The 19273-nt window shown below is 40.2% G+C and carries 17 protein-coding genes; 13 read left to right on the forward strand and 4 right to left on the reverse strand.

Translation table 11 applies throughout. The features are described from left to right. Window positions 1–3: 3 nt before the first annotated feature. Window positions 4–1527 (reverse strand): acetaldehyde dehydrogenase ExaC, encoded by a 1524-nt coding sequence (exaC, locus tag B9A58_RS18515; RefSeq protein ID WP_084374362.1) that lies wholly within the window; start codon window positions 1525–1527, stop codon window positions 4–6. 217 nt (window positions 1528–1744) lie between these two features. Here exaC and B9A58_RS18520 point away from each other — a divergent pair, with 217 nt between their 5' ends. Continuing rightward, on the forward strand, window positions 1745–2665 hold the full coding sequence (locus B9A58_RS18520) for an AraC family transcriptional regulator (protein WP_084374429.1): 921 nt from the start codon (window positions 1745–1747) through the stop codon (window positions 2663–2665). Window positions 2666–2667: 2 nt separating this feature from the next. Here B9A58_RS18520 and B9A58_RS18525 read toward each other — a convergent pair whose 3' ends face one another. Beyond that, the gene (locus B9A58_RS18525) at window positions 2668–2955 is read right to left on the reverse strand and encodes a hypothetical protein (protein ID WP_084374363.1); all 288 of its coding nucleotides are present in this window, start codon (window positions 2953–2955) and stop codon (window positions 2668–2670) included. Between the two features lie 157 nt (window positions 2956–3112). Here B9A58_RS18525 and B9A58_RS18530 point away from each other — a divergent pair, with 157 nt between their 5' ends. After that, window positions 3113–4141: a hypothetical protein gene (locus B9A58_RS18530; RefSeq protein ID WP_084374364.1), complete on the forward strand. Its 1029-nt coding sequence runs from the start codon at window positions 3113–3115 to the stop codon at window positions 4139–4141. Here the strand turns inward: B9A58_RS18530 and B9A58_RS18535 are convergent. After that, window positions 4138–4683, reverse strand: coding sequence for a hypothetical protein (locus B9A58_RS18535; RefSeq protein ID WP_139793973.1), 546 nt, complete (start codon window positions 4681–4683; stop codon window positions 4138–4140). The two genes, B9A58_RS18530 and B9A58_RS18535, sit on opposite strands and share 4 nt — an antisense overlap. A gap of 149 nt (window positions 4684–4832) precedes the next feature. Between B9A58_RS18535 and B9A58_RS18540 the strand changes: the two genes are divergently transcribed. The 7 genes from B9A58_RS18540 to B9A58_RS18570 all read left to right on the forward strand — a co-directional run bounded on the left by B9A58_RS18540 (window position 4833) and on the right by B9A58_RS18570 (window position 13113). Continuing rightward, window positions 4833–6677: a 2-oxoacid:acceptor oxidoreductase subunit alpha gene (locus B9A58_RS18540; RefSeq protein WP_084374366.1), complete on the forward strand. Its 1845-nt coding sequence runs from the start codon at window positions 4833–4835 to the stop codon at window positions 6675–6677. Beyond that, window positions 6670–7701 carry a 2-oxoacid:ferredoxin oxidoreductase subunit beta gene (locus tag B9A58_RS18545; RefSeq protein ID WP_084374367.1) on the forward strand — a complete coding sequence of 344 codons (1032 nt, stop codon included), beginning with the start codon at window positions 6670–6672 and terminating at the stop codon, window positions 7699–7701. Before B9A58_RS18540 ends, B9A58_RS18545 begins: the two co-directional genes overlap by 8 nt. An 89-nt stretch (window positions 7702–7790) precedes the next feature. Further along, window positions 7791–9641, forward strand: a complete 1851-nt coding sequence (locus B9A58_RS18550; RefSeq protein WP_084374368.1) for a hypothetical protein — start codon at window positions 7791–7793, stop codon at window positions 9639–9641. 267 nt (window positions 9642–9908) lie between these two features. Then, window positions 9909–10343: a hypothetical protein gene (locus B9A58_RS18555; RefSeq protein WP_084374369.1), complete on the forward strand. Its 435-nt coding sequence runs from the start codon at window positions 9909–9911 to the stop codon at window positions 10341–10343. 376 nt (window positions 10344–10719) lie between these two features. Next, entirely contained in the window at window positions 10720–11034 is a 315-nt protein-coding gene (locus tag B9A58_RS18560; RefSeq protein WP_084374370.1) for a helix-turn-helix domain-containing protein, read from the forward strand. After that, on the forward strand, window positions 11027–12268 hold the full coding sequence (locus tag B9A58_RS18565) for a DNA cytosine methyltransferase (RefSeq protein ID WP_084374371.1): 1242 nt from the start codon (window positions 11027–11029) through the stop codon (window positions 12266–12268). Before B9A58_RS18560 ends, B9A58_RS18565 begins: the two co-directional genes overlap by 8 nt. Further along, window positions 12244–13113: a Bpu10I family restriction endonuclease gene (locus tag B9A58_RS18570; protein WP_084374372.1), complete on the forward strand. Its 870-nt coding sequence runs from the start codon at window positions 12244–12246 to the stop codon at window positions 13111–13113. Before B9A58_RS18565 ends, B9A58_RS18570 begins: the two co-directional genes overlap by 25 nt. 283 nt (window positions 13114–13396) lie before the next feature. Here B9A58_RS18570 and B9A58_RS18575 read toward each other — a convergent pair whose 3' ends face one another. Next, window positions 13397–15124, reverse strand: coding sequence for a hydrogenase maturation protein (locus B9A58_RS18575; protein WP_084374373.1), 1728 nt, complete (start codon window positions 15122–15124; stop codon window positions 13397–13399). 527 nt (window positions 15125–15651) lie between these two features. Between B9A58_RS18575 and B9A58_RS18580 the strand changes: the two genes are divergently transcribed. From B9A58_RS18580 to B9A58_RS18595, 4 genes are read left to right on the forward strand one after another with little or no spacing between them, the layout of a single operon-like run. Then, window positions 15652–16278 carry a DUF6436 domain-containing protein gene (locus tag B9A58_RS18580; protein ID WP_084374374.1) on the forward strand — a complete coding sequence of 209 codons (627 nt, stop codon included), beginning with the start codon at window positions 15652–15654 and terminating at the stop codon, window positions 16276–16278. Between the two features lie 20 nt (window positions 16279–16298). Then, complete coding sequence (locus tag B9A58_RS18585) at window positions 16299–18374, forward strand: ATP-binding protein (RefSeq protein ID WP_176214840.1); 2076 nt, start codon at window positions 16299–16301, stop codon at window positions 18372–18374. A gap of 11 nt (window positions 18375–18385) precedes the next feature. After that, the gene (locus B9A58_RS18590; RefSeq protein ID WP_084374376.1) at window positions 18386–18748 is read left to right on the forward strand and encodes a response regulator; all 363 of its coding nucleotides are present in this window, start codon (window positions 18386–18388) and stop codon (window positions 18746–18748) included. A gap of 5 nt (window positions 18749–18753) precedes the next feature. Beyond that, the gene (locus B9A58_RS18595) at window positions 18754–19227 is read left to right on the forward strand and encodes a chemotaxis protein CheX (RefSeq protein ID WP_084374377.1); all 474 of its coding nucleotides are present in this window, start codon (window positions 18754–18756) and stop codon (window positions 19225–19227) included. Window positions 19228–19273 lie beyond the last annotated feature (46 nt).

Below are 19273 nucleotides of genomic sequence, written 5' to 3' on the forward strand. Positions count from 1 at the left end.
AGCCTAAAAGAATCCTAACGCGTTCTTGTCGTAAGAGATCAGCATGTTTTTAGTTTGTCTGTAGTGAGACAGCATCATTTTATGTGTTTCTCTTCCAATACCAGATTTTTTATATCCGCCAAATGGCGCGTGCGCTGGATACGCGTGATAGCAATTCACCCAAACCCTTCCAGCTTTGATTCCCCTAGAAATTTGATAGGCCTGATGGGTATCTCTGGTCCATACACCTGCGCCCAAACCATAAAGTGTATCATTGGCTATTTCTAAGGCCTCAGCTTCATCTTTGAAGGTGGTTACACAAAGTACAGGTCCAAAAATTTCTTCCTGGAATACTCGCATCTTATTGTCTCCTTTGAAGATCGTAGGTTCCACGTAATATCCACCTTCAAGCCCTTCATTATATGCAGCCTTTCCACCTGTTAACACTTCGCAACCTTCCTCTTTTCCGAGTTCGATATAGCTCAGAATTTTTTCATACTGATCATTCGAAGCTTGGGCACCCATCATAGTACTCGGGTCTAATGGATGTCCCAATTTGATCGCTTTAGCCCGCTCTACTACTCTTTCAATAAACTGATCATAAATACTTTCCTGAACAAGCATTCTTGATGGACAGGTGCACACTTCGCCTTGGTTAAGGGCGAACATTACAGCCCCTTCCAAACACTTATCAAAATACTCATCGTCTGCTTCCATGATACTTTCAAAGAAGACATTTGGTGATTTTCCCCCTAATTCTAATGTCACAGGTATGATGTTCTTAGAGGCGTATTGCATAATCAGCTGACCCGTTGTGGTTTCTCCTGTAAAGGCTATCTTATTGATTCTTGGACTGGAAGCCAAAGGTTTACCTGCCTCAACACCAAATCCATTGACTACATTAAGGACTCCTGCTGGCAGGATATCCTCTATTAATTCCAACAGGATCAAAATTCCAACTGGCGTTTGTTCTGCAGGTTTCAATACCACACAGTTGCCTGCAGCTAAAGCAGGGGCCACTTTCCAAGTTGCCATTAGGATTGGGAAGTTCCATGGAATAATTTGACCCACTACACCTAAAGGTTCCAATATGTTCATGGACAAAGTATTTGAATCCAATTCCGACGCAGTTCCTTCTTCTGCTCTAATCACCCCAGCGAAATATCTAAAATGATCGATCGCTAATGGAAGATCTGCTGCTCGGGTTTCGCGAAGTGCTTTGCCATTATCCCAGGTTTCGGCTCTTGCCAGCACTTCGAGATTTTGCTCCATTCTATCGGCAATTTTTAATAGAATATTACTGCGTTCTGTAGCTGAAGTGTAATTCCATGTTTTGGCTGCCTCCCATGCTGCATCTATGGCTAGATCAACATCTTCTTCTGAGGATCTAGCCACTTTAGTAAAACTATTACCATCTACAGGAGAGATATTCTCAAAATACTGACCTTTGACAGGTGCAACCCATTTGCCGCCTATAAAGTTTTCATACTGGTCTTTGAATTTTGGTCTTTCAACGACCGATTGCGAAGTAGTTACTGTTTCACTCATTGCTCAATTCGTTTAAATAGTTAAAATTTTTCGTATCTGATTACTTGAAAGAAATGCCTTCTAGTCAAGCTCTTACCAAATCTATGTATTGATTTGGTCGAAGAATTGAACATTTCAGTCATTCACCTGAACAATCCGCTCAATCTGTTTTTGAAATTGATTAGCACTCATTTTTTGTGTAATTTGAATGATTAGTTCACAGAAACCCGAAGTGAATATGCAGTTATCTAATGGATTTTATGAAACCAGGCGGCTAGAGCATCTGGTCGAAAACCGTACAACTTATACGCTAGAAAATGCTGAAATGAACGTGTATGAAACTCACCATTATGCAGAAGAGGTAGTGTTGCAATTTCACCAACCGGTTTTTGCCAGTATGATTGAGGGTAAGAAAATCATGCATCTGAGAGAACAAAAACCATTTGACTTCTTGCCTGGGGAATCTATCATCATGCCGGCCAATGAAATTATGAAAATTGATTTCCCAGAAGCTGCCACAAATAATCCCACTAAGTGCCTGGCTATGACCATTTCTCCAGAAAAAATCAATCGGGTCGTTGAAAATATAAATGAACAGTCGCACCTGCTTGATGATCGTGAATGGCAGATGAGTGCGGATAATTTTGCCTTCACCAATGATCCAGCTGTATCCCAAATTATTCAACGTCTGATCTTTTTATTCGCTGAAAACCACACCTCTAAAGATTATTTCGTGGATATGATGATCAGAGAATTGATCATCAGGGTCTTACAAAAAGAAAACAGACGGGTACTGGCAGACAATAGCCGCCAGTTTTCGAGCAATCACCGACTAGCAGCCACGATAGATTACATCAAAAAAAACCTCCATCTGCCATTGGCTGTTTCAGACCTTTGCCAAGTGGCATGCATGAGTGAGTCCAGCTTTCATCGAGTCTTTAGATCGGAATTGGGTGTATCGCCTATTCAGTTCATCAATGAAGAACGTATAAAAAAAGCTACTCGCCTATTGAAACAACCAAAAATTCAAATCAAAGAAGTGTATCTATCGTGCGGGTTCAACAACCTCTCCTACTTCATCCGCACCTTCAAGAAGACATTGAATCAAACACCAAAAGAATACCAAACTTCATTTACTAGAATGATTCGATTTCAGTAGAGCTAATCCTGAGCAGTCTCCATTTCAATCTCAATGCCTCCAGTGAAACTAGCTATCAGGTTGTAAATCACACACCCAATAGCTGTGAAGATGAACCCAATCACTCCATACATAATAGGAACCATCAGCAGGGCGACCACTCCAAAATCAGCCAATTCTGGAAAAAATTCTTCCGAAACCATAGAACCAAGCATAGCAAAAGGCAAGATGATGATTAACGAAATGAACACGTAGATGATGGCTGCTACTTTAGCCGTTTGAAGAACCCCGAATTTTTTGACTCTTATCATTCTCTTTTTTTAATTGTTTTAGAAATTTAGAGGTTAAGTTATAAACATGGCAAGGTATTGAAGCGTATGTCTTAGAAAAAAATACGGTTTAACGTATTTAGTATAAGAGAATATCTCACAAAATTTATATTTGTGGATTATTAAGCGTGAAATAAGAATGAGGCTCGGAACTTTAGCAAGAAAAATAAGCATTACCCCATCCAAGCTGACTGCCTTTTTGGAGTCACAGAATTTATCACTTTCCAGTGGCACCAATACCAAACTTAGTGAGGAGCAAATCGAATTGGTACTTGACCATTATGGTGCTAGTTTAGAAATAGAAGAACCTCTAGCTGAGGTGGTAGAAGCGCCAGTTGCTGAAATAGAAGAGACGCCAATCATTGAAGAAGAATCCAAACCAGAAGTAGTTGAAGCCATAGTTGAAGAAACAAAAGAAGAAGTCCCAACAGAGCAAATAGAAATACCCAAAGAAGCAGCAAAGGATGAAAAACCTAAAGTATCTGAATCATTCGTCGAAATAGCGCTACCTCACGAACTAGAAGAGCACTCCTCTGATTCGGAGATTTCGACAGACCAGGAAGTGGAAGTAGTAAACAAAGAAGAAAATACGGAAAAAGAGGGAAACGTAAAAGAACAAGAAGAGGAAGAAGCATACGTACCCCAAGTTCCCGACGATCTGGATCCAGAGATAGAATCCTATGTAGAACGTTTGGCCTATGACGAAAATATAGAAGTCATAAAACCAGCAAAGGTTAAACTACAAGGTCTAACAGTAAAAGGTAAAATCGATTTGCCAGAACCAAAAGTGGAACCTGAGACCACTGAAGAACCTGAGAAAGAAGAAAAGAAGACTTACGATCCTGACGAGATCATTACTACCACAGGCCCTAAGCGAGATCGAAAACGCAAGCCAAAGAACTATAAAGGCAAAAAATTCAATAAGGACTACAATCCATTAGAAGCCGCTCGAAAGAAAAAAGAATGGGAGGAGAAAAAGCGTAAAGAACAAGAAGAACGACGACGGAAAAAGGCAAAAGAACAGCACTACAAACAAGCTGTGAAGTCCGCAGTTGCCACTACTCCTGCCAAGAAAAAACCCAAAAAGGTAACCGTTCGAAAAAAGAAACAAGAACAACCACCAGCAGGCAATATGCTGCAGCGTTTCTGGCGCTGGATGAATACCTAATAAGACTCTGTAATTGTTATATTCTTTAGACCCAACCGATTAGTAGTCGAGCTATTGGTGATCACAGTAGCTTCATATTTCAACCCCTCAATTTCAAACTTGAACAGAATACCATCTTCTTCTTTATCCTTATAGATAATAGAGGTATTGATATAAGTAGCTCCATTGGCTTTAATAATATTTCTAAAATCAATTTCTAAAGTGCCAGAATTGTTTTGCCCTCCAAACTCTAAACCTAACTCCTGCCAAATTCGTGGCAATTGGTTGCCAATGGTTCCATCAAAAGACACTTTGTTTACCACCTCGTTCTGACTGGACATGACGGTAAAATTGCCAGCAATGTCATACTTTTCGCATCGTACACTACCATCTCTTTCTTCAACTTGCTTTATGCAAGTACCTCGGTCTTCAATCTCTTCATTGGTCGTTTGACCAATGACTATCCCAAACGGCAACTGGGTAAGGCTAGACTGAGCCGAAACTGTACCTACTGACAGCATTAGGGTCAGCACACACACACAAATTTTACGGTTTATATTCATATACCTAATTTATCAAATATTCGGCCCTTTATCAAGTGCAAAGCAAGGTGCCTTGTCACTTCTAGTGTCAATTGACTAAATATCCCGTTTCGCTCGTCTTTTCACCTCAAAATTTCGTAACTTCTACTAACACCAAATGCTTTTGCCGCATGAAAGCAACATCCCCAAACGAAGCAGTCATCTTTTTTGCCGGAGATTCTGGTGACGGCATTCAACTCACTGGCGGTCAATTTTCTGAGACTGTCGAGATATTCGGCAACGACATCAGCACCTTTCCAAATTTCCCAGCAGAGATCAGAGCGCCCAAAGGCACACTGTTTGGTGTATCCGGTTTTCAACTCAAATTAGGCAGTGTTAAAGTATTCACTCCAGGTGATCAATATGATGTACTGGTAGCCATGAATGCCGCAGCACTAAAAACCAACCTACACCAACTCAAAAAAGGAGGAGTAATCATTGCAAACACCTCAGGATTTGATAAAAAAAACCTCGCGCTTGCCAAATATGCAGATGGCACAAATCCACTAGAAAACCATTCGTTGGACAACTACGATCTTCATGTCTTTGATGTGACTAAAATGACACAAGACACGCTAGCTGATACTGGCATGGATCGAAAAGAGATAGAGCGTTGCAAAAACATGTTTGTATTAGGTTTTGTCTACTGGATGTTCAATCAGGATTTGAAATACACCATAGATTTCCTTACCGGGAAATTTAAAAGCAAACCAGAACTTGCTGAAGCCAACATCAAGGTACTGCGCGCTGGTTTTAACTTCGCCGATACAAGCGAAACCTTCACTTCAAGATTCAATATCAAGCCTGCCAAATTGCCTAAGGGCAATTACAGAAATGTAAACGGCAATCAAGCCGTAGCACTTGCATTGGTAGCCGCTTCAAAAAAATCTGGACTAGGTCTGTTTTATGGCAGCTACCCAATCACCCCAGCCTCCAACATATTGCATCAGCTGTCCAGATACAAAAATTTTGGAGTGAAGACCTATCAGGCTGAGGACGAGATTGCTGCAATTTGCTCAGCAATAGGTGCTTCATTTGCAGGCCAACTGGGCGCCACGGCCTCCTCTGGGCCTGGCATAGCACTCAAGGGTGAAGCTATGGGACTAGCCATGATTCTGGAATTGCCCTTAGTCATCATCAATGTGCAAAGAGGTGGCCCTTCTACTGGTCTTCCCACCAAAACAGAGCAGGCAGACCTTCTCCAGGCGATGTATGGCAGAAATGGAGAAGCACCTCTTCCTATTTTTGCGGCAGCCACGCCAAAAGATTGTTTTGAATTGGCATTCATGGCCTGCAAGGTGGCCTTAGAGCACATGACTCCAGTTATATTCCTGTCAGATGGATATATCGCCAATGGTTCCGAACCCTGGCAATATCCACAAAGTAAAGATTTGCCAGACATCAGCCCTCCACTTGTGGCTGCCAAAACCAATGACGAACCCTTCCTTCCCTATCAAAGAGAGGAAAATCTAGTGAGAAAATGGGCCATACCAGGCATGGCTGGATTGGAGCATCGTATTGGAGGGCTGGAAAAAGAAATTGACACGGGCAACGTGAGCTATGATCCAGACAACCATGAGCAAATGATTAAGATTAGAGCAGAGAAAATCGATAAAATTGCCCAAGTATTTCCTAAACAATCCTATGCGCAAGGGAGTGAAAAATCTAAGCTTTTGGTCATTGGCTGGGGTTCTACATTTGGCGCCATAGAATCTGCCATTATCTCATTGGGAGAAGAAGGATATGATATCGCCCATATTCACATACGCATGATTCATCCGCTCCCCTCCAACCTGGGCGAAATACTCAGACATTTCGAAAAGATTATTGTTCCCGAAATGAACAATGGACAACTCGTCATGGTGTTGAGAAACAAATTCTTACTCCCGATCAAGAGTGTCACCAAAATAAAAGGAGTGCCTTTCACTGTACATGAAATCAAAGAAGCCATACTTAATGAATTGAGCCATGGATAAAATAGCAGAACCAAAAAATTACACTGCCAAGGACTTTGCATCCGATCAGGAAGTGAGATGGTGCCCTGGTTGTGGTGATTATAGCATCCTGAATCAGGTCAAGAAGATATTGCCCGAAATTGGCGTGCCAAGAGAAAACATAGTTTTCATCTCGGGAATCGGTTGTTCTTCGAGGTTTCCATACTATACTGAAACCTACGGCATGCACAGCATCCATGGACGAGCCACAGCTATTGCTAGTGGACTGAAAGCCGCCAACCCTAACTTGGATGTCTGGATCATTACTGGGGATGGGGATGCATTGTCTATAGGAGGCAATCATTTGATCCACCTGCTTAGAAGAAATTTCAATGTGAATATTCTCTTGTTCAACAATGAAATCTATGGACTGACCAAAGGACAATACTCCCCTACTTCTCCTATTGGTAAAATTTCAGCTTCCACACCTCAGGGATCACTTGACTATCCATTCAATCCACTGATGCTGGCCCTTGGGGCTGAAGGCACATTTGTAGCGCGCTCTATAGACACTAACCCTACTCACCTCAGAGAGACACTGATGCAAGCACATAACCATCACGGCGCTAGCTTTGTAGAGATTTATCAAAATTGCAATGTATTTAATGATGGTTGTTTCTCTTCATTTTCAGACAAGGGGATCAAGGATGATCATGTGCTGATGCTGGAAGAAGGCAAACCCTTGATCTTTGGCACTGACTCGAATAAAGGGATCACTCTGGACGGTTTCAAACCAAAAATTATTGATTTGACCAATGAACAAGCAGCCGAAGCATGCTGGCTGCACGACCCTACTGATCGCATCAAAGCGACTATACTCACCCAGTTTTTCGAATATAGTGCCGAACCAGGCGCATTGCCCAGGCCGTTCGGCTTGTTCTACAAAGAAGAGCGCTATAGCTATGAAGATCATCTGGAAGATCAACTGAAAGAAGCTGTAAATAAAAATGGAGATGGGGATTTGGACCAACTGCTATCAGGGCCTAACCCCTGGAAAGTAGCCTGATGCATCTTCGTATTAATTCCTTTTCGGTCTTATATTTGTGCTTAGCCCAGAGAACAAATTAATTTATTATTTTCAATCGCCAGGAAAGAATGACCAAAAAGTTAGTACTTCTCAACCTCCTCTTATTCCTTTTTCAAATACTCTCGGCACAAGAAATATCTTCACTCACGATTAGCCAGAAGTTTATTGAAGCCAAAGTTGGCGAAGAGATACAAGTGCTTGTCGCGCAAACAGGTAGCGGCAGCATTATCATGAAAAATGCACCAGCAGATGCTCAGTTTGATGAAAATGGCATGTTTTCCTGGGTCATTCCAGAAAGCTCAGAGGATTCAAAAATCACTGTAGAATTTTTTCTCATTGATAGCACCAAACTGATTGATATTGAATCAGTGTTCATTAAAATACTCGCAGACTACAATCCGCCCAAATTTTTCATTCATTCTAATCTGGAATTGAAAAATGGGTTTTATGAATTGCACCCTGGCCAGACCATTGAGCTGTCCGTCCTTGGCTATGCTGCTCAAGACTCATCTAGGGTTGTATTGGATCATTACTTTAATGACAACGAGGGTGAATATCATGTAGGCAATGGCAAAGTAGAAATCATTCACAATCAGCTGACCTTCAAATGGACGCCACTTGACATTCATTTAGAGCAAAAATATTTCAGTCTGACTGTCAATGCACATGATACGCAAGGGCAGAATTCCCAACACGTCTTTTTGTTCATTATCAATAGAAAGAACGAACCGCCCTATTTCAAGTTTCCTGTGCTGGATGAGTACCTGATGCATGCCAATGAGGCGCTAGAAGTAGATCTCACGGTGATCGACCCTGATCAGGACTCTTTGCATTTCAAAATGGATATACCCACCTCTGAGGGCAATCCAAAAGTATCCAATGGGAAATTTTACTGGAAACTCAACCAATACCAGATAGACAAGCTCAAGAAGCAGTTTCCAATAGAAGTAAGTGTAGAAGTAAGTGAACATGGTGTAGACAACCCCATCACGATCACAAAGACCTTTCTCATCAAGCGGAGTATTAAAAATGAGCCTCCAAGAATTCTAAACCTTCAAAACGAAGATGTGTATGAAGGGCTGGCCTTTCATAGAACTATCTTCATCCAGGATGCCAATGATGACTTTAATGAACTCACCTTCGACATCATTGGTGCGCCACAAGGAATGACCTGGCAGGAGCGAAATAATGCCGTAGAGTTGGACTGGACACCAGATTACAACATTATAGGTATAGAATTGAAACCTAAGAAATTTGATATGCTGATGGTAGCTGAAGACCCTGATGGCTCTATAGACCAACGTGCCTTTACACTCACTGTTCACCATCGCGAGAATACAGAAATTACCTACCAAAGCTACTTGGACTATCGAGACGATGCGGTCTTTTTAATTGACCACTTGAGTGCCATGCATATCGATCTTGAACAACGGGAAGGTCGAGTTAAAAATTTAAAGAAAGGCTTGTCAGTGATGACCATGCTATTTGCCACCTACACTGCCGCAGGCAATGTCTTTACTGAAGGGACTACAGCACATAAAGCGGTTCCCTATATAGGCATCATGGCTGCTGTGGCTGGGGGTGCCAATGCCTTTGGGTTTAACGACTTGAGCAAATATGGATCGCTGAGAGGTCAGATTTTTCTATTGCAGCAAAAACTCATTTATGTTTTGGCGATTTTGAGAGACTATCACATTGACAGCGCAAGCAGTCCTAACCTGGAAAATGCCGAATTCCGTGACCAGCTGTCCAATTATGAGAACTGGATGGTTCAGGACAAGCTCAACTTCAAGAGCTACTATAACAGCTACATGAGCCTGAACTACATACACAAACGCACGAAAAAGCAAGTGAAAAAAGCAAGAGCCATGGGTCGAGAACCTGAAGGACTACTTTTTATAGATTTGACTGAGATTTAATCCCTAAGACTAGACCTTGTAGGTTTGGTGCTGAAAAAACCCTTCGGCTTTATTTGTCATTTACAATTTAGACGCAGAGCAGAGATAAGATATCTCTCTTCGTTCGAAATGACACGGCATAATTTTGATCCAATCCCAAAAAGTCCTAATCTTGAGTTGCAGCTCTTTTTAGAAAAACAAAATATTTAATTAATCAATTATTGATGCATTGCGAGTAAAGTGCACAGTGCACTTTATTCGGATGTTAGCTGTAATTAGGAATCCATCATGGATATAGAAGAGATAGAAAAAATCTTCAATACTGGAGAACGACAACAAATAGAAATGATGGCAAGAAATATTCTAGTTCATGGTCGAACTCATGAATATATGAAAAGTCTGAGTCTCTATTCTGAGAGATTTAGTCATTTACTGTCTCAAACGAACTCGGGCGATAAGGAATATTTAACCTTAGTGTACATTCTTTCTGAACATTTAAATGAGCTAAGCAGTGGTGCATGTGCCTGTTCAATTGTAGATAAACCAATGTTTAATAGTCCAGATCGACTTACTGGAATTTTGGAAATTTTAGAGGAAAAATTAGACCCAAAAGAGTATTCTATTTGGAATCATTCAAGATGCCTGTCGTGTGGTAACGAATATGAATCTAAGTGCGTTGAAAGTGGATTTGGACAAAAGGTGCTGTGGAACAAATACAGCTAACATACAATATAGTGTATGGCGGTTCGGCGGTTTCGGGCGCGCGGGTGGTTTTTGCAAAGCCCGCCAAATCTGCGATTCGCCTCATTTGAACAAAAATGTATGAACCGAATCGCAGATTCGGCTATATTGTATCAGAAACTAACAAGATAAAACACGCCCCACACTATATCGGGGCGTTGTATGCCATGCCGTGACGTAGAAACCCACCGCACATTTTAGCACATTTGGTTTTGCCAACGCACAAAGCCCTCCTCAAAAAACCAAAAGAGCTAAAATCACCCCACGCTCCGAATGTTGCTAACAAAATATACTCAAATAATTAGTATACAATAAATTTATTTGACAAATTTGTCAAGAATATTTTTTCTAGACTACTATGGAAACATTTGGAGAATATATAAGGTACTTAAGGGAAGAGCATAAAATGCCTTTAAGAAAGCTTGCTGCTTTTCTTGACATTGACCAATCAACCTTAAGTAAAATAGAAAGAAATGAGCGCCATCCTATCAAAGAAATGGTAATCAAGTTGTCCGAGGTATTTCAACTTGATTGCAATCAACTAACAATTCGATTTTTAAGTGACAAAATTACTTATGAGTTAAAAGATGAAGAGTTAGGAATTGAAGCCTTAAAAGTGGCTGAAGAGCAGATTAAGTATTTAAAAACAACTAAAGCGAATTCACATGGCTAAAAGGAAAATTAAAGTTTTAGACAGTTTTGCTGGTGCTGGTGGATTTAGTCTAGGTTTTGAACTAACAGGAAATTATGAAATAATCGGTGGAATTGAATATGACCAATGGGCAGCTGATACTTTTAAACACAATCATAAAGGTGCTAATGTTTTGGTAGGTGACATACAACATTATAGCGATGAAGATTTACTAAAGGCTTTTCCTGAAAAGCCAGACATAATCTTAGGAGGTCCTCCATGTCAAGGTTATTCAATTTGTAATCGAAATGCGGGCGATCCGAAAGATCCGAGAAATTCTCTTTTTCAAGAGTTCGTGAGGCTTGGTAGAATATTTAATCCCGAAGTTATGATTATGGAGAATGTTCCTAACATAACAAAGGCAAAAACTGCGGACAAGGAATTAGTAATAGACATTATTAAAAAGGAACTCGAAGAACTTGGATACTTTACATATGATAAAATTCTAAGTGCTACAGATTACGGAGTGCCTCAAATCAGAAAGCGTCTGGTTGTAATTGCATCAAAGACTCCCTTAGACAATCCACACCCTTCTCCTACGCATTCTGTATCAGATACAGCACCTAGCCTATTTGGTGAAGGATTAAAAAAATGCCCTACCCTATGGGATGCTATATCTGATTTACCAGATATTGAAGCGAGAGAAGGTGCTGAAGAAATGCCTTACGACAAAACTCCAACTAATGATTATCAGATTTTACATAGAAGAGGCTCTGATAAGGTATATAATAACAAAGCTATGAATCACTCCAAGCGAATGGTTGAAAGGTTTGAATCAATGTCTTGGGGGCATTCAGTTTCCGATGTTCCTGACCACTTGAAACCTCATAAGAGAAATGGAAATGGGGAAATTTCAACTAAAGTGTATGACCAAAACAATAGGAGACTCTATCCGGAAAAACCTTGTCATACAATAGCAGCTTCATTCTACGCCAATTTTGTTCATCCCTATAAGAACAGAAACTTTACACCAAGAGAAGGAGCAAGAGTACAATCATTTCCAGATTGGTTTATTTTTAAAGGAAAGCCGACTGTTGTAAGCCATAAATTGTTGGCACGAGAAGGAAGAACAGAAGAAAAGCACTTGTGTCAATATAACCAAATTGGAAATGCTGTACCTCCATTAATGGCAAAGGCAATTGCAGAAAATATTTACCAGGTCTTTAAAACTGAAAAAATAAAAGAATTAGAATGTACGTACACGGAGACAATTTAAAGCAAAAAGAAAATCACGGAACTAAATACCGAGATGCAACATCTGTTTCCTATGTAAAGGAAATACGTGTAGAATACGATAAATGGAATAAAGCAAATGAAGACCTCAAAGGTCCGCATATTGAAATAAAAGAAACAGATTCTGAAATTATTAAAGAAAGAGTTAGACTGTTTGCCAAATATAAGGACTTCATTGATGAGCAGAAATATGCAGAACAATTTGACTCAAGATCGAATCTGCATTCAAGTGTTTTAGAAGAATTCATTTATTATTTATTCAAGGACATAGTATTTGAATTCTCTGAGCATGCTCAATTGGGAAAAGCTCATGCCTTTAAAGACATTTTCTTTAATGCTCCAAATTTTAGAGAAATGGTAACTAAGCCTTACACCAAAATTGAAAAGAAAGATCATGACTTTGTCATTGGTGTTAATATTGACACGAAGATGCAAGTGCATGGCAGTACGGACATGGAAGAAGTAACTCTTCAAATACCAGCTGTTGCAATTGAGTGTAAAACTTATTTGGACAAGACAATGCTTGAAGGTTCGTCAACTGCGGCTGAACAACTGAAAAACAAGAATCCTAATGGTATTTATATCGTGGTTTCTGAATGGTTAAAACTTACAAGTCAGGTAAACTTAGGGAAGTATAAGGTTGACCAAATTTATGTCCTTAGAAAACAGAAGAATACCGATCGTGAATTTAGGTATGCCGATGACTATGAAAAGAATCAGATTCACGAAGATGTGGTAGAACACTTATTCAGTACAGTTCGAGATCATTTAAGTTCGGATTGGGAGAAAGGAGTTGAATACGGGTTAAAGAAAGGTTTTCTGCTATAACATACAGCCATACACATTGCCAAGTCGCTCAAAACAACCTCACAAACCAAAACCTGCCAAAGAGTATGGCTACTCCCACTGCACCAGTACGAACGGACTAACACGAACGCAGAAACGGGGCGGAGAAAAATGCACGAAAACCTAACAAATGCTAAAAATCCATAGGCTAACTGAGGTACTTGCCAAGATTTGTGAGTTAATATTCTTTCCCGATATTTACAAAGACCAAGCCTACGGATTTTAGCTGGTCGTCATAAGCAAAAAAAAATGAAAGAACCACTACCTACACATGTTGGGGTTCCCTTACTCTTTTCTGACCTTTGAAATTATTGATTTCCCATTCATTTTCTTGCTGATCCTTTTGCCCAATTTTGTGGACAAAAAAATGCCGTTGGAGGTGATACGCTGATTCAGGGTCATAGAATATTTTTTGCATTTCACTCAATTCCTCATTTCTATACCTGTCCAGCGATTTTTCTGTTTCATCCTTGAGTCGTTTAGTTCTCTTTTGAGCAATCATATTTTTGTATCCAGAGTGTCTGGCCAGTGCCAATGCCTTTTCGCCAATTTGCTTGCTGAAATCGTCGACCTCACCTGCCAAACATTCTTCCACAAACCCAATTTCTTTGGCCTGCTCAGCTACCAGGGTGACACAGTCATTCATGATTTCTTTTGCCTTTTTCCCACCTACCCTCTTAGGCAACAGATAAGTCCAATATTCTGATCCATACAGCCCCATATTTTTGTAATGAGGATTCAATACGATACCAGCTCTTGCAAATACAAAGTCAGCCGCCAAGGCCAATATGGCTCCACCAGCCCCAGCATTGCCTGACATGGCCGAAATGACAAGCTTAGACTCACAGTTAATGATCTCTCTGGTCAAATCATCTATGGCTACGATATTGTCCCAGGATTCGTCGGCCGGATTATCGGCACATTCAATTTCGTTGAGATCTATTCCGTTAGACCATAGGTCTGCACCTCCCTTGAGTACTATCACAGAGCAGTCCATTTGACTCGCTTGCATAAAAACTTTTCTCAACCTATTGCATTGATGGGAAGACATGGCGCCATTATAAAAATCAAAATTGATAAAGCAAACCTCCTGATTCTGTTCTACCCAGATTTCTCTAAAAGTCTCCTGATTATTGTAAGCATCAAATGCGTCCAATGGCGATTCAGGCAAATGATCCAACTGATCACCTAGGAGCAAAGCTGCTTTTCGCTTTATCCCATTTCTTTTCTTTTTTAGGTGAGATATCCACACGCTACCATCGCCAGTTCCAATGCAAATAGCACCATCGCGTTTAGCAATAATCTCGCCCGGGTTTCCCTTCAGAAGGGATTCATGATGAGCACCATACATAAAATATTCTTCATCAAATATTCGGGTTTCCAACAGGCCAGGCGTACTATCTGCCGCTTTAATTTTCCTTATAATTTGAGCAGAGGTATCAGACCACTCAAAGTGTCTATCCTTGCGCTTGATTGGGTTATTCCATTGCCCTCTGACATCTGCATCAGCATAGTCTAGTGGGCGAGGCTTGAAATTTTTAAGTTGGAAATTGGCTATCGCATGCTTTACAGCCACTGTCGCGGCTTCTGTCACCTGATGTCTATAGAGGTTACTCTTTGACACTTCTCTTCGTTCAAATTCCTTTGAAGCCCAAATATCCCCTGCATCCATTTTTTCATCTGCTTGTAGCACGGTCACACCCCAGACTGGTTCTTCTTTCATAATGGCCCAATCCAAAGAAGACGGCCCTCTATCCCCTATAATTCCAGGATGAACGATTAAGCACAGGTATTGCCGCCAAACTGTATCTGGTAATGGGCTTTTTAAGAATGGCGCGATAATGAGATCTGGTGAACACTGTTCAACCACTTTTTCTATCTGATCAGCCGATTGAAAAATGGCAATCTCTACGATATGGCTCTCTTGTTCGAGTTCGCACTGTAGACGCTGACTGAGGCCATTGTGGCAAGTCACTACAAATAATATTCGCATGGTTAGGTAGGTTTAGTAAATACAGCTCTCAAAGCCCGCCAGGCTAAGCTAACTTTATTGGTTTAAAATAAAAATAGATATTTATTATCTTAAATAATTTCATTTTATGTAATTATAAAATCCATCACTTTCCAACATTTAGTTTCACGCTCTCTATGATGAAATACAAAAAGTCATCATTCAAAATAAAACACACTTCATCAATGGAAAAGTGAAAAGAAGTCATAATATTACTTTAAAGCAAGTAATAGTATATTTTTTTCAATGTTAGAGATGAAAGTAGGCACATCACCTAGCTATTTCTAGGTTTTTACGCCTAGTATATCATGAGAGAATTACCAAATTTCATGAACTAATGTAAATTTTACAACCTATTATTTTGTTTTATAAAATCATTGAATAACTTTATTATAGTATAAATTAATACTGACCACCATCCCTGTATTTATCATAAGCCCCATAAGCTTACGCTTATGGATTCTTCTTTTGACCAAGAAGAAATTTGAAATTTCATAAACCTAACCAAAATGAAATCTGTCATTAAATATGTAGGATTGTCCCTGTTTCTGGCGTTTGTATTTACATTCATCGGATATCTATTTTGGCAGCAAGAAGTGCAATACACACTACCCACGCCAGTGCCAGACGACTATCAGATTGTTTACGTCAATCAATCCATCCATCTGGACAACTACCTAAAAAAGTCATCTCAATCTCCTATACTATATCATTTCTTTAGTCCCGAGTGTCCTTGCTCCCGATTCAATCTAAAGCACTTCAATTCACTCAAAAGAAAATTTGGAGACCGCATGGAGTTTGTTGTGGTTATCCCAGAATACAGCGACCTCGATTTGTCCACGAAATACTTTGAAGGAGAGCTGAAAGTCATCAGGGACACAAACAGAACATTTGCCAACGAACTCGGCGTGTACTCTACCCCGCAAGCAGCCATTATCAGCAAAGAAAACAGACTCTATTACAGAGGAAATTATAATCGGTCCCGCTATTGCACTGACCCGGGCAGCAATTTTGTCCAGATGGCCTTAGACTCCTTGTTTAGTGGCGCCCCTGCTCCAGCGTTTGGGTTGCTATCTACTGTTTCCTATGGATGTGGATTGGCCGAAGAATCAAAAAATATTTTCAGCATGTATTAACAACTTATCAAGTTTCAGCCATGAATAACCTAACAAAACCCGAACTCGCCGCTTCCTTTAAAGACATCAACTATAAGTCTGACGTCTTCATTATCAGGTTCTTGTACGCCCATGTTGCGTTTTCCTTGTTCCTTGCTACTTTCTATGACACTTGGCTTTTGGCTGTGGCCGTAGGAGCTTCTACTCTCATCACCTGGTATGTCATCAAATTGATTCTACCTGGTGCAGAGTTGCACAGATATGTAGCCAGTATGTTTTTTGGCGTATATGTTGGACTGTTTATTTATCAGATGCATGGGCTTTTTGAAATGCATTTCTTCGCCTTTATTGCCTCAGCCATCTTGATCACCTACCAAAACTGGAAGTTGCAAGTGCCCCTTATCCTTTTTGTGGGGCTTCACCATGCAGCCTTTGCCTACGCCCAATTCATTGGGAGTCAACAGGTCTATTTTACACAGCTTGAGTACATGGATTTACAGACTTTTATTTTCCATATCAGCTTGGCCATTACTGTAGTTACGATTTGTGGTTTTTGGGCGCATAACCTTCGCCTATCAACCATAGCCAATGCTATGAAAGCTAAAGAGCTCGAAAATTCCAATTCAAAGCTGGAAAATTCCATCAGTGAAATACAGGTAACCAATGCTGCTCTTGACAAAGAAAAAAAGGAGGTGAGATACTTGTACAACCAATCTGAGGCCGTATTTAATAACGTGGATGAAGGTATATTTTTATTGAACCCCGATTTCACCATTAGCGATGTTTATTCTAAACAAATGGAACAGATATTCGAACAAAAAGAAATCGCCAATCAGGAATTTATCAATTTTATGCGACCCAGACTGGTTACGCGAGACTTAGAAGCACTTCAGATGTATATCAAGCATCTGTTTGACGCTGAGATTGAAACTGATGTACTCTCGCAGCTAAATCCCGTAGAGCACATTGAAATTTTCCATTATGACGAGCAAGGCATTGCACACTCGAAACATATCAAAATTTTGTTTTCAAGAGTATTCGAGGGAGAATCGATCAGAAACATTCTGGTAACGGTCATTGACGAAACAGAAACCGTACAACTAGAGATGAAGGTGAGAGAAGCAGAGCAAAAAAACAAGCAAGAAACAGAGCAAATGCTCAGTATTCTAAGAATAGAGCCTGATTTGCTCATGGACTTTTTGGTGACGGCAGAGGAAACTTTGGAAAGCATTTCCTTGCGCTACGAGATGGACTCTAAGCATGACTATAATGAACTGATCAATTTCACATTCAATACAGTTCACAACCTAAAAGGCAATGCCTCATTGATTGATTTGCAATTACTTACAGAAAAATTCCATGATCTTGAAAATTCATTGAGTAAGCTTAAAACCAAGAATGTGGTGGGCAATGACTTTTTGAATATCCTGTATGAAATCAGTGAGATATCTATTCTTTTATCCAACATCAAGAGCTTGCTCAACAGGGTTATTAATATCTCTACCCAGTTTTCTCAAAAGCAATTGAATACTGACGAAAGATTGATCGAAGCACTCGAAAGAGGTGCCAAACGCATCAGTGCGGATGTAGGCAAGAAAGTGAAGTTTCAGTTTGCCAATGACAAGCACATCTCCATACCTGAAAAATACAAGCTGGACATCAAAGACATCAGCATCCAACTGATTAGAAACTCAATCATGCATGGTATTGAATTCCCAGAGGAACGAACTACGTTCAACAAACCAGAAGAAGCACTTATTCAACTGTCGCTCGATCAATCTACAAAAGACGGGAATCTCCATTTCAAGTACAAGGATGACGGACAGGGGCTTGACCTTAAAAAAATCCTCAGACAAGCCATTGACAAAGGAATGGTATCTAAAGAGCAGGCCCAGAACTTCGAAGCCAAGGATATACTCAAGCTTCTGTTCAAAGATGGGTTCTCTACTTCAGAAAGCGTAACAGAGCATTCTGGACGTGGGCATGGTCTGAGCTTGGTCAATTCGCTCACCAAAAAACATAAAGGGAAACTCAATATCTCCTTTAAAAAAGGGCAGTCTTTTGAACTGGACTTTATTTTCCCTACAAACACACAAGAACTAGCCATTGTGGCCTAAACCAATTGAATATGAAATTACTCATTGTGGATGACTCATCTGTCATGCGTCGCACTATTGAAAAGCACTTAAATAGTTACAATCTTGAAATCGTCGGAATGGCCAGAAATGGAAAGGAAGCCATAGAACAATTCGAAGAAAAAAAACCAGAAGTGGTAACCTTAGACATCACCATGCCCGAAATGGATGGTCTTACCTGCCTGGACAAGATGATGACCATCAACCCAAAAGCCCGTGTCATGATTATCACGGCACTGTCTGATAAATATACAGGGCTACTGGCGCTAGATAAAGGAGCTAGGGGCTTTTTATACAAACCTGTCAGCCAAACGGATCTCATAACCGCATTTGATAAATTACTAAAAAGAAATTAACCGCTATGTATAAGGAAAAAGAAAAAGTTGAATTCGAAGAGACCTGCCAATTGTTCATCAATTCTGTGAATAATTACTTTGGCCATTTGACAGGAGAAGTATCCCAAACCAGTGTGCCCTATCTCAAAACAGTAGACAATGTGATGCTCAAAGACTATACTGGCATGATTGGCATCTCAGGCGACCGCAAAGGATTTGTGTATATCTCTGGAGACACCAACCTATACAAAGAATTGGTCACGTTATTTCTGGATATTGAAGAACCTAGCTCGTCCGACTTGCTCGATATGGCTGGGGAATTGTCCAATGTGGTATCTGGTAATGTGAGAGAAACTTACGGTAAAAATTTCATGATTTCAGTACCCATAGTATTCAAAGGCGCTCCCGAAAAACTTAAGTTCCCAAAAGGGGTGCCCATTTATGTTATACCCATTAAATGGAAATCACATGAGGCCTTTATTGTTATTGGACTCAACTAACTAGTTTATGTTTTGGTTTTAGCTTCGCTGACCTTGATTCCAGGCA

This window comes from Reichenbachiella faecimaris, from assembly GCF_900176375.1.
GTDB lineage: Bacteria > Bacteroidota > Bacteroidia > Cytophagales > Cyclobacteriaceae > Reichenbachiella > Reichenbachiella faecimaris.